Here is a 12,381-nt window from a genome sequence, read left to right on the forward strand (position 1 = left end):
AGGTACAGCGACAACCTCGAGAGCAATGCTGTACCTGTGGGAGCTGGCTTGCCGGCGATGAGGCCAGTCGACTCTACTTCAATGCCAGGTGATATCCCCGGCCTGCCGGTGGAACAGCAACTCTGTCAGGGCCTTGGTCATCTGAACATGATGCACCGCATTGACCAACATATTGATGCCGGGCTCGCCGGCGTTGGCGCAGATGAATTCGTCCAGCGTGTCTTCGATGCCAGACATCAGCTGAAGGGAGTGGATCAGAGCGTCAACCGAGGGCATGTCCTGGTTGATGGTGTAGAAGGGGCGGGACGTCAGTTTGACGGGTGGGTCGGGGACAAGCTTTTTTCATTATGTAATTCCAGCTTCTAGAGGAATGGAACTACCGCCTGAATCTTTCTCATGGATTGAAGGTGGCAGCCGTACGCGGGTGTGAGAAAGCCGAGAAGAAGCTAGCAAAGACCCGGCCAGGCGAAAGCCCGCCCACGTACGGCCACCATAGAGGTGCTGCTAGCTTATCTGTCGGGTTCTCATGCCCGGTCACCGAAGCGACCCGAAAACGTTATCCGTGAGGTGTTTCCCCGACAACAGCGATAGTTCGGCAGCGCGCGTAGGATAATTCCCAAGCGGGTCGTTTCTGAAGTATTTGGTTTTATGTTCAGAAATGTCTTACAGGCGCTGAAAATCTTGTGACGAACACCTGCAACCCACCCCCCGTTTCGGGGAAAACCGCTGGGGAATCCTCCCCAATCTGTTTCGTTTGCCGCTGCAACCAACTGAAAATAAAAGCAATCCGCTCCTGGCATACACCTTGCTCCAGCTCCACGCAGAGATCCTGTGTCCCGGAGGTGCAGCATGTCTATGCCACTCAAAGGCCCCATCCTGTCATCACTCGTTCTGGCCTTGCTCGGCTGGGAGTCGACCAGCGAAGCCGCCGTGCAGTGCCAGCGCACCCTGGTCGCCAACGTGGTGGCGCTGGACCAGCCACTGATGTTCAACCGCCTTGGCGCGCAAAACGCCAACGGCATGATGTTCGCCCTGCGCGAGGATGTGGTGGACGACAAGATGGTCCCCCTCAGCAGCGGCGGGGCGGCAGTACCGGGCAAGGTCACCCTGCGCCCGGACAAGCGCCCGCGGCCCATCGTGCTGCGGGTGGCCGCCGGTGAATGCCTTACCGTCAACCTGACCAACCTGCTCGACTACAAGGCCAACCCCAACAAGCACGGCATCGAGGCCGAAGAGGCTGAGGGCGAAGAGGAGGGGCCGGAGCTCGACAACGAAGCCGCCGAAGGCTTCGTCGCCGACGAGCAGGTGGCCGAGCGCATGGTCGGCTTCCAGGTCAACGGCATGCAGGCGGTCAACAGCATTGCCGACATTTCTGCCTACACCGGGCGTAACGGCAACTTCTTCCTCAGCCCCGGCAGCACCCGCAGTTATACCTTGTACGCCGAACGCGAAGGCGCTTTCGCCGCTACCAGCAAGGCCGCCACCTTCGGCGGCGAGGGTACTGCGGGCAACGTTGCCAACGGCCTGTTCGGCCAGGTAGTGGTGGTGCCCAAGCTCGGCCGCACCTACCGTAATACCCTCACCGAAGAAGAAATGCGCCTGGCCACCACCGGCCGTACCGCCACCGGCCAGCCGGTGATCGACTACGAAGCCCGCTACCCGCAAATGCAACCCTGGATCGCCGAAGGCAAGGCCGGCAAGCCGATCATTGCCATGGTCGACGGCAACCAGATCATCAACAGCGAAACCGATGCCATCGTCATGGGCCCCAACCCCGATGGCAGCTTCCCCAAATCCACCTACCCGCTGGAAAGCCTGGGCAAGCGCAACCCGGCGCTGCCCAACCGCCTGGAGGCGTTCCGTGACTTCGCCTCGCAGTTCGCCGACGAGGTCGCCGGCACCCAGGCGTTCCCTGGCTACTGGGCCGACCCGGTGATGGGCCACGTACTGGAACCCACCCGCGACTCGTTCATGATCAACTACGGTTCCGGTGGCATGGGCGCCGAAGTGGTGGCCAACCGCCTGGGCGTGGGGCCGATGCACGACTGCCTGTCGTGCGCCTACGAGGAGTTCTTCCTCAGTGCGCACACTGTCGGTGACGTCGGTACTTTGGTGGACGTGCCGGCCAACGTCGGCCTGGAGCACATCCGCCCTGGCGAGGTACCACCGGCCAGCGCCGTCGGGGTCAAGGCCAGCATGGCCCTGTTCCCGGCGGAACCGGCCAACGTGCATCACAGCTACATCGGTGACTTCACCAAGTTCCGCAACACCCACAACGGCCATGAGCAGCACATCTTCCACCTGCACGGCCACCAGTGGCTGTTCAACCCCAATGACGACAATTCCGACTACGTCGATGCCCAGGGCATCGGCGCGGGGGTCGGCTACACCTACGAAATCGCCAACGGCGGTTCGGGCAACCGCAACCGGGTGGCGGGCGATGCCATCTACCATTGCCACTTCTACCCGCACTTCGCCCAGGGCATGTGGGCCATGTGGCGGGTGCACGACGTGTTCGAGGAAGGCACCCGCCTCGAGGTGAGCGGGCAGGGCGAGAACGGCTTCCACAACACCCCGTTCGCCCTGCGCAGCGGCAAGCCGGCGGTTGGCGCCCGGGCCCTGCCCGATGGCGAGATCGTTGCCGGCACGCCGATCCCGGCCATCGTGCCGCTGCCCGGCAAGGCCATGGCGCCGATGCCAGGCAAGGTGGTGGTGGTACCGAAGCTGTCCGAAGAGCTGGTTGCCGCCAATGACGACGACGAGCCCGAGGAAGAAGAGGATGAGGAGCCAGCCAACCAGGCGCCGGTTCGCAAGGCCATCGGCTCGCTGGCGCTGGTCGACCGCAGCGACGCCAACCGCAACGCCGACGGCACCTTGAAAAACCCCGGCTATCCGTTCTGGATCGGCGGCATGGAAAGCAGCGTGGGCAACCGCCCACCAACCCCGCCACTGGACATGCTCGACCCGGCCATGGCACGCCAGCTCAAGGAAAGCGGCAACGCACTGTGGGCCAACCTCGACCCGAACCAGGTCGATGGCTGGGACGGCGGCCTGGGGCGCCACGCGCTGGACGGCGTATCCGCCGGCGGCGAGGCCGAAACCACCACCACCAAGCTCGATTTCACCAAGGTGGTACACAAGGCCAAGCCGATCTACCTGCCCGAAGAGGGCACCGATGTCGAGCAGGCGGCCATGCAGTTCCACGCCCTGGCCGAACACCCAAGCTTCGCCTTGATCCCCGGCAGCCAACCGGTGGCCAAGGCGTTCCGCACCAACGGCGCCTTGCCGACTGCCGGCGCGCCGTTCTACGAGCCGTGCATGGATGACCGGGGCAAACGCCTGACCCAGTCTTCCGGGGTAGGCGAGTACTTCAGCGGCGAGAGCCTGGCGGGCCTGAACTTCCGTGGCGCCTCGGTCTTCACCGCCGACCGCCCACGCATCTACAAGGGCGCCAACATCCAGTTCGACGCGGTGTACAACAAGGTCGGCTACCACTTCCCGCAGGCCCGCATCATCGCCCTGTGGGAAGACGCCTGGCCGGTAATCACCAAGCAGCGCCCGCCAGAGCCGCTGGTGATGCGCATGAACACCTTCGACTGCACCATGTACCAGCACACCAACCTGATCCCGAACATCTATGAGATGGACGACTACCAGGTGCGCACCCCGACCGACGTGATCGGCCAGCACATCCACCTGCCCAAGTGGGACCTGACCGCCGCCGACGGCTCGGCCAACGGCTGGAACTACGAAGACGGCATCCTTTCGCCCGGCAGCGTGGTCGAGCGGGTGCAGGCCATTCGTGCCTACAACGGCTGCACCCAGGGCGATAGCCGCGACGGCACCGCCGCCTGCCCGCAAGCCCGGCAGCACCCGTACTTCGGCCGCTTCGGCCGGGCCGACTGGCTGGGCGCACGCACGGCCATGCAGCGCTGGTTCGCCGACCCGCTGGTGAACGTGTACAACGTCGACCGTGGCCTGGGCACCATCTTCACCCACGACCACCTCGGCCCATCGACCCACCAGCAGCTTGGGCTGTATGCCACCGTATTGGCCGAGCCGGCCAACTCCACCTGGTACCACGCCGAAACCGGCGAGAAGCTGTACAACCCGGCCACGCGCCAGGACGGTGGCCCGACCTCGTGGCAGGCGGTGATCCAGACCGGTGACCACGATGGCGACGGCAAGAACGACAGCTACCGCGAGTTCTTCCTGGAATACAGCGACTTCCAGCACGCCTATGAGGCCGGTGTGTATGTCGGCGCCGGGCCGGACGGCATCCCCAATGCCCAGTCGTACCCGGCCACCGCCGACAGCTTCCGCTACGCCATCAACCCGCCGGTGCGCGGCAAGGCGTCGAACCTGCTGGAGGCCATCGTCGAGGAACGCGGCGGCATCAACCCCGGTTGCCCAAGCCGGCCCTGCCCGCAGGCAATCTCGGTGGATGACCCGGGCATGTTCGTCGTCAACTACCGCAACGAGCCCCTGGCCCTGCGTGTGTACGACCCGAACAAGGTCGGCCCGGACGGCAAGCGTGGCATGCAGGCCGACGGCCTGGCCGGCGACCTGAGCTACGCCTTGCAAACCCGTACCGACCGCGCCATCCCGGCACTGAACCTGGCGCCCTCGGCGATCACCTCGGCGGTCGGCCCTACCGGCGGCACCACGCTGTTCCCGCCGCACATCAACGCGGCCGGCAGCGAACCGGGCGACCCGTTTACCCCGATGCTGCGCACCTACTCCGGTGACAACGTACGCCTGCGCATGCATGCCGGTGGCCATGAAGAGGAGCACAACATCACCTTGCATGGCGTGAAGTGGCTGCAGAACGGCACCGGCTACGGCAACAGCTCCAACTCGGGCTGGAAGTCATCGCAGATGATCGGTATTTCCGAACAACTGGGCTTCATGGCACCGGTGTCGATGATCTCCAGTTCGGCAGCCACCAACGGTGACTACCTGTATTCGCTGGATGCGGCCCTGGAGGGCTACTGGAACGGCATCTGGGGCATCATGCGCAACTACACCGCGCAGCGTGCCGACCTGTTCCCGCTGCCCAACAACCCGCAGCCGGTGGCCATGCGCAACACCGTGAACTTCGATGGCATCTGCCCGAAAACCACGGCCAACCCCAACGGCATCGGCAGCCGCCCCACGGTCAAGCGCAGCTACGAAATCGTCGCGGCACTGGCCAACGACATCCTCGAGAACCGCAACGGCGTCAGCATCAACGACCCGGCCGGTGTCGGCCAGCATGTCGGCGGCCCGCTCAAGGCCAACGGCGGCACCCTGGTGTTCAACAGCCGCAAGACCGCCATCCCGCTGGTCAGTGGGGTAGACCCCGAAGATGGGGAACCCTTCACCATCGGTGGTCACAGCGCGCCGCTGCACGACCCGACCGCGATCCTGTATGTGCGCAAGGCCGACCTGGACGCTACCACCGGCAAGCTCAAGGCGGGCGTGCCCGTGGAGCCGCTGGTGCTGCGCGCCAACGCCGGCGAGTGCATCAGCATCACCCTGGAAAACCGCCTGCCACTGGTGATGCCGGACCTGCCCAGCACTGCGGTGATGCACAACGTGGTCAAGCGTGACCGCTTCGACAGCGAGGGTGCCACCGCCTTTGCCAACAACCTGATGCGGCCGTCCAGCCACGTGGGCCTGCATGCCCAGCTGCTGGCCTACGACATCACCAAGTCCGACGGCGCCAACGTCGGCCTCAACCCGGTGCAGACCGTGGCCCCGCGTGCCGGCACCAGTGGCGCCTGGCCGACCCGTACCTACCAGTACTATGCCGGCCACCTGGAGCGTGAAGGCAAGCCGGTGTCGCAACTGGGCCGCACGGTGGACAACATCAACACCACGGCCATCGAGTTCGGCGGCCTCAACCTGACCCCGTCGGACTTCATCAAGCAGCCGCAGAAAGGCCTGGTGGGTGCCATGAGCATCCTGCCGCAGACCGCCACCTGGACCGAAGACGGCGCAACACGGGCCCAGGCCACGGTCAAGGTCACCGGCCAGCCGGACTACCGCGACTTCGTCACGGTCTGGCAGCGTGCGCTGAACATGCGCTGGGCCGACGGCCGCCCGGTGGAGGGCATCAATACCGAAGGCAACGGCGCCGCCGGCGACCCGCAGGACAACGGCAACATGGCGGTCAACTACAAGACCGAGCCCCTGTGGCTGCGCTTCGGCATGGCCCCCGACTCACCCTTCGGCCGCGCCGCCGGCCTGGGCTTTGGCGATGTGCCCAATGCCCACATGGCCTACGCCAACGCCCTGGTCGGTGGCGACCCGCAAACCCCGGTGCTGTACGCCAAGCCCGGCCAGCCAGTGCGCAACCATATCGTGATGCCCAGTGGTGGCAGCCGCGGCATGGTCTACCAGCTGGATGGCCACTTGTGGCCGCTGCACAACTACCAGGCCGAGAAGAACGACGTGGACGGCTACCCGCTGAGCCTGCCTGGCATCGGCTCGGTGCGCTTCGGCTACAACCCGATGGCCATGTACATCGGGGCCCAGGAAAGCGTGCTGCCGGCCGCGCACTTCAGCTTCATGCTGCCCAGTGCCGGCGGTGCCAACGCGGTGGCGGGTGACTACCTGTTCCGCGACTACGCCGCCTACGGCAACCTTTCGGGGCTGTGGGGGATCTTGCGGGTGACCAATGAAGCGCCGCCGGCAACGGCACCGGCGCAGTGACGGTAAATGGGGGCGCGAACATGAACAAGAAAACCCGCCTTGCATACATGGGGGTAGCGCTGGGGGCTGTGCTGATCGGCCTGGGCGTGGCCTATGAAAGCCTCTGGTGCGATCCGCGCGAGTATTTGCAGGGCTCTGACGACCCGCAGGCCCCGCACCGGCTCAGCCGCGACGGCGTGACCGTGGAGTTCGAGGCCCGGCCGCTGGCGGGGGGCGAGCTGCAGGAGGGCAGCTTCGCCAACATCCGTTTCAAGGTCAGCGACCAGGCCAGTGGCCAGCCGCTGTCGGGCATGGCCCCGGGGGCGTGGATCGACCCGACGCAGTCGGCCCCGGAGGGCGACCGCGACCAGAGCTGCAAGGCCCGTGTCGCGCTGTTCCTCAAAAGCAGTATCGGCGCCCGGCCTTTGCTCGACCTGAACAGCTACTTCCTGTTGATGATGAACAAGGACGCCAGCCTGACGGTGATCGACCCGACCGTTTCGGTGGGCGGCGTGACCAGCACCATGGCCCGCATCGACCTGCCTGGGCGGCCCATGGACTGGGTGGCTACTGGTGACGACAAGCTGGTGTTCGTGTCCATCCCGGAGCGCGGCAAGGTCTCGGTGATCGATACCGAGACCTTCACCCGCGTGGCCGACCTGAACGCTGGCGACCAGCCCCTGCGCGTGGCCCTGCAGCCGGACCAGCACCGGCTGTGGGTAGGCAACAACAGCAGCGACCCGGCCAAGGGCGGGGTAACGGTGATCGATGTACCGGGGCGCAACACCCTGAAAACCTTCAACACCGGCGGCGGGCACCACGAAATCGCCTTCAGTGCCGACTCGCGCTACGCCTATGTCAGCAACCGCGACAGCGGCACCCTGAGCGTCATCGACATCCCGGAAATGCGCCTGGCCAAGACCATCAAGGTTGGCCCGCACCCGCTGTCGGTCAGTTATTCGGCGTTGTCCCAGGCGGTGTACGTGGTCGATGGCGAGGAGGGCAGCGTGCGCGTGTTCGATGCCCGCAACCACCAGCTGCGCCACACGGTCCAGGCCGCCCAGGGCCTGGGGCCGATGCGCTTCAGCAGCGATGGCCGCTACGGCATCGTGCTCAACACCCTGGAGAACCAGGCCCTGGTGATCGACGCCAGTACCGACAAGCTGATCCACCAGATCCCGGTGGCGGCCGAACCGTACCAGCTGACCTTCACCAAGGGCTATGCCTACGTGCGCGGCCTGGCTTCGCCGAAGGTGAGCATGATCAACCTGGCCAGCCTGGGCGAAGGGCGTTCGCCGATCATCCAGGGCTTCGAGGCTGGCCCGGCGGCGCCACGCCAGGCCGGTGACCTGCCGCTGGCCCAGGGGCTGTCGGTGTCGCGTGACGACAATTCGGTGTTCGTGGTCAATCCGGTGGACAACACCACCTACTTCTACGCCGAAGGCATGAACGCACCGATGTCCGGCTACAACAACCGTGGCCACCAGGCCCGCGCCGCCATCGTCGTCGACCGCAGCCTGCGCGAACTGGCACCGGGCGTGTACGGCTCGACGGTGAAGATGCCCGCCGCCGGCAAGTTCGACGTGGCCTTCCTGCTCAACCAGCCGCAGATCATCCACTGCTTCAGCACCGACGTGGCCGCAGCGCCGAATGCCGGCAAGCGCAAGGGCGCCCACGCCGAGTTCATCGGCCTGGACCGGCCGTTGTCGCAGCACAGCGCCGTTACCGCGCGGGTGCGCATCGTCGGCGACGACGGCCAGCCGCGCCTGGGCCTGAGCGACCTGAGCCTGCGCTACTTCCTGGCGCCTTCGTCCATGCCGCAAAACCTGCAACTGGAGGAGGTGGGCGAGGGCATCTATCAGGCAGCCCTGACCCTGCCCGAAGCCGGCGCCTGGTACCTGCACGTGCAGTCGCCGTCGCTGGGGCGCAGGTTCGCCGAGGAAAACTACACCAGCCTGCGCGTCCTGCCGGCCGCAACGTCCACCGTTTCCGAGAATGACGTGAGGAGTCTGCGATGAACGCCAAGCATGCTTGCAAACTGTTGGCCCTGAGCCTGGCTTTGGCCGGCACCCTGGCTCTGGCCCATGGTGGCCACGATCACAACGGCCACGCCGAACAGCCGCCGGCGGCGCGCCAGGAAAAGGCCAGCGTGCGCTTTGCCGATGTCTCGCTGCTGAACCAGGACGGCATGCCGGTACGCCTGGAAAAAGACCTGGTGGGCGACCACCTGGTGGTCATGGGCTTCATCTACACCAGCTGCACCACGGTGTGCCCGGTGGTGTCGTCGATCATGGGCAAGGTCCAGCAGCAACTGGGTGGCCGGGTAGGGCAAGACATTCATCTGGTGTCGATCAGCGTCGACCCGCAACGTGACGACGCCAAGCGCCTGCAGGACTACGCCAAGGCCTTCCAGAAGGGGCCGGGCTGGAGCTGGCTGACCGGCACGCCGTACGCCATCAGCGAAACCCTCAAGGGCCTGGGCAGCTTCAGCGCCGACCTCAGCCAGCACCCGCCGCTGATCCTGGTGGGTGACGGGCGCACCGGGCACTGGACGCGCTACTACGGGTTCACCGACCCGGCAGTGCTGATCGACGAAATCAACCGCCTCGGCGCCCGCCGGGTGCATGCCAAGAGCACGGCCATTGCCGACCATCACGAGGTGCAACCATGAGCCAGGTAAGCAACCGCCGCGTTGGCATGCGCGGTTTTGACTGGCTGGTGCTGGGTGGCTGCCTGTGGATCCTCGCTTCGGTGGCGTTCGCCCATGAAGGCCATGCCCCGCAGGCACCAGAACCGCAGCCGGCCCCGCAGGCGATGACCAGTGGCGGCGGCACCCGCGATGCCCGGACCTGGTTCACCGACACTGTGCTCAAGGACCAGAACGGCCGCGAGCTGCGCTTCTACAGCGATGTGCTCAAGGACAAGGTGGTGATGCTCAACGTGATCTTCACCCACTGCACCGACGCCTGCCCGCTGATTACCCGCAAGTTGCGCGAAGTGCGCGAGACCATGGGGCCGCAGCTGGCCAGCCAGGTGACCTTCGTGTCGATCAGCAGCGACCCGCTCAACGACACCCCCGAAGTGCTCAAGGCGTTTGCCGAGAAGCAGGGCGTGGATGGGCCCAACTGGTTGTTCCTGACCGGTGACAAGGCCAATGTCGACCTGGTGCTCGGCCGCATCGGCCAGTTCCTGCCCAGCCCCGAGCAGCATTCGACACAGCTGATTGCCGGCGACGTGGCCGGCAAGCGCTGGAGCAAGATCCGCCCGGATGCACCGCCTGCGGCGATTGCCCAGCGCATGCAGTTGCTGGCACTGCCTTTGGCAGGGCGGTGAGCATCATGAATGCCTTGGTGGCCTTATGCTGTTGCTGCCGGCCTCATCGCCGGCAAGCCGGCTCCCACAGGTATGACACTGCCTTCAGGCACGCTGCGATCTTTGTGGGAGCTGGCTTGCCGGCGATGAGGCCTGAGCAGGCTGAAAAAGCCATGAGCACGATCCTGGTTGTGCTTTTGAGCCTGATGTTTTGTGCTCCGGCCTTTGCCCTGGACCTCAGCGCCAACGAACAAGCCGGCAAACACCTCTACCGCGAAGGCGTCTCCAGCAGCGACGCACAGCTGCAGGCCCGGGTCGGTGCCAGCGACATGACGGTCCCCGCCAGCGTGCTGCCCTGTGCCAGCTGCCACGGCAACGATGGCCGCGGCCGCGCCGAAGGGGGAGTACGCCCGCCCAGCCTCGACTGGCAGCGCCTGGCGCAAGGCCAGGGCGAACGCGAGGTCAACGGCCGCCGCTATCCGGCCTACACCGACAGCAGCCTGGCCCGGGCCATTCAGCACGGCGTCGACCCGGCCGGTAATCGCCTGGACCCGGCCATGCCACGCTTCGAGCTGACCCTGGCCGACCAGCGCAACCTCACGGCCTACCTCAAGCGCCTGGCCCAGGAGCGCGACCCCGGCGTGGAGGAGGGCGTGCTGCGCCTGGGCACCTTGCTGCCGGCATCCGGCCCGCTGGCCGAGGCCGGGCAGGTGGTGCGTGCGGTGCTGGAAGACGGCCTGACGCAACTCAACCAGCAGGGTGGCATCCACGGGCGACGCCTGGAACTGGTGGTGCTCGACCCGGGCGCCGACCCGGCCAGCGCCGAACGGGCACTGCAGCAGTTGCTGGAGCAGGAGCGGGTGTTCGCCCTGATCGCGCCATTGGTACCCATGCTCGACCAGCGCCTGGCAAGCTTGCTGGCGCCACACAATGTACCGCTGATCGGCAGCACTCCACGTAGCGGCGGCAGCCCACAGATTTTCGACCCGTTGCCCGCCTTGCCCGCGCAATTGCTTAGCCTGGCCGGCCACGCCCGCGCGGCGCTGGGCCTGGCAGCGGGCGACCTGCGTGTGGTGTATGCCGGCAATGAACATGCGGCGTTGGCCGAGCAGGTGCGCGAACGCCTGCTGCAGCAGGGCTGGGCACCACCCGCGGCCCAGGCCTTTGCAGGCAAAGCCGTGGACGGGCAGGGCATTGTCTTCCTCGGCCGTGCCCAGGCCTTTGCCGAACTGGCTTCGGCGCTGCAGTCAGCCGGCCGCCAGCCATACCTGTTTGGCGCCTCCAGCCAGGTGACCGGCGCCGTGGCGCGCTTGCCCGAGTTCTGGTCGCAACGGGTGTTCCTGGCTTATCCCTACGTGCCCGAGGACTGGACTGAACAGGGCCTGGCGGCCCTGGCCGGCCTGCAGCAGCGCCAGGGCCTCGACCCCCGCCAGGCGTCGTTGCAGGTCAACACCCTGTGCGCCCTGCGCCTGTTGAGCGAAGCGTTGAAGCAGACTGGCCGTGACACCAGCCGCGAGCAGCTGATTGCCGCGCTGGAAGGCCTGCATGATGTGTCCACCGGCCTGACCCCGGCCCTGGGCTTCGGCCCCGGTCGCCGACAGGGCATGGCCGGTGCCCATGTGGTGGCGGTGGCCCTTCCCGGGCCGCGCTTTACCGCGGTCACCCCGTACCGGCCACTGCCGGACAGCCCTTGAGCGGAGGTTGCCATGCGTGTTCTGTTGTTGTGCCTGTTGCAGGTGCTGGCCAAGGCAAGCTGGGCCGATATGCCGGCGGCGCGGGTCAACGGTGTGGAGATCGAGACGATGCGCCTGGAGCGCTATTTCAGCGAATACCTGGACGCCCAGGGCCGCGCGGTGGCCAGCATCCGCAACCCGAACCTGTACCAGCGCCTGCGCGATCAGGCCCTGGATGAACTGATCGACAAGGAGCTGTTGTGGCAGGAGGCCCAACGCCTCGGCATAGCCATCAGCGACGAGCAGGTGTCGGCGCATGTGGGCGAGATCGAGGCCGCGCTTGGCAGCCCGGCAATTTTTGAGCGGCGGCTGGCGGAAGCGGGTTTCGATAGGGCACAGTACAATGAGTACACCCGGCGCGAGCTGGCCGCGCAGCAGGTGTACGCCCAGCTCAGCGCGGTCGCCGCGCCCAGCGAGGCCGAAGTGGAGGCATTCTATGATGCCAATTCGCAAAACCTGCAAGGAGTGCAGCAACAAAGTGACGAGCCTTCGGTCATACGCGAACAGGGCCTGGTCCTGGCCAGGGCCACGCTCATCGGGCAGCGGGAGGCGCAGGCGCGCCAGTCCGTGCGCCAACGTTTGCGTGCGTCCGCTACCGTGGAGATCGCCGACTGAGGCCCCTGATGGCGTTTCCCCAATGCTGGGGAATAAAGAAATGGCA

Annotated in this window: 7 protein-coding genes; 6 read left to right on the forward strand and 1 reads right to left on the reverse strand. The window is 66.1% G+C overall.

What is annotated here, in order from left to right:
• Positions 1–78: 78 nt before the first annotated feature.
• Positions 79–276, reverse strand: a complete 198-nt coding sequence (locus CAG34_RS04890) for a hypothetical protein (RefSeq protein WP_085588428.1) — start codon at positions 274–276, stop codon at positions 79–81.
• A 573-nt stretch (positions 277–849) separates the two neighbouring features.
• On the opposite strand from CAG34_RS04890, the gene mnxG reads away from it, so the two are divergent.
• The 6 genes from mnxG to CAG34_RS04920 all read left to right on the forward strand — a co-directional run bounded on the left by mnxG (position 850) and on the right by CAG34_RS04920 (position 12,335).
• Positions 850–6,696 carry a manganese-oxidizing multicopper oxidase MnxG gene (mnxG, locus tag CAG34_RS04895; RefSeq protein WP_085588431.1) on the forward strand — a complete coding sequence of 1,949 codons (5,847 nt, stop codon included), beginning with the start codon at positions 850–852 and terminating at the stop codon, positions 6,694–6,696.
• A gap of 20 nt (positions 6,697–6,716) precedes the next feature.
• A complete protein-coding gene (locus CAG34_RS04900; RefSeq protein ID WP_085588433.1) occupies positions 6,717–8,693 on the forward strand; it encodes a cytochrome D1 domain-containing protein in 1,977 nt (658 codons plus the stop codon).
• Positions 8,690–9,346 (forward strand): SCO family protein, encoded by a 657-nt coding sequence (locus CAG34_RS04905; protein ID WP_085588435.1) that lies wholly within the window; start codon positions 8,690–8,692, stop codon positions 9,344–9,346. The genes CAG34_RS04900 and CAG34_RS04905 overlap by 4 nt, the downstream gene beginning before the upstream one ends.
• On the forward strand, positions 9,343–10,008 hold the full coding sequence (locus tag CAG34_RS04910) for an SCO family protein (protein WP_085588437.1): 666 nt from the start codon (positions 9,343–9,345) through the stop codon (positions 10,006–10,008). The genes CAG34_RS04905 and CAG34_RS04910 overlap by 4 nt, the downstream gene beginning before the upstream one ends.
• Before the next feature lie 152 nt (positions 10,009–10,160).
• Entirely contained in the window at positions 10,161–11,681 is a 1,521-nt protein-coding gene (locus tag CAG34_RS04915) for an ABC transporter substrate-binding protein (RefSeq protein ID WP_085588439.1), read from the forward strand.
• A 12-nt stretch (positions 11,682–11,693) separates the two neighbouring features.
• Positions 11,694–12,335: a SurA N-terminal domain-containing protein gene (locus CAG34_RS04920; RefSeq protein WP_085588441.1), complete on the forward strand. Its 642-nt coding sequence runs from the start codon at positions 11,694–11,696 to the stop codon at positions 12,333–12,335.
• Positions 12,336–12,381: the final 46 nt, after the last annotated feature.

The organism is Pseudomonas sp. B14(2017) (genome assembly GCF_002113255.1).
GTDB lineage: Bacteria > Pseudomonadota > Gammaproteobacteria > Pseudomonadales > Pseudomonadaceae > Aquipseudomonas > Aquipseudomonas putida_Z.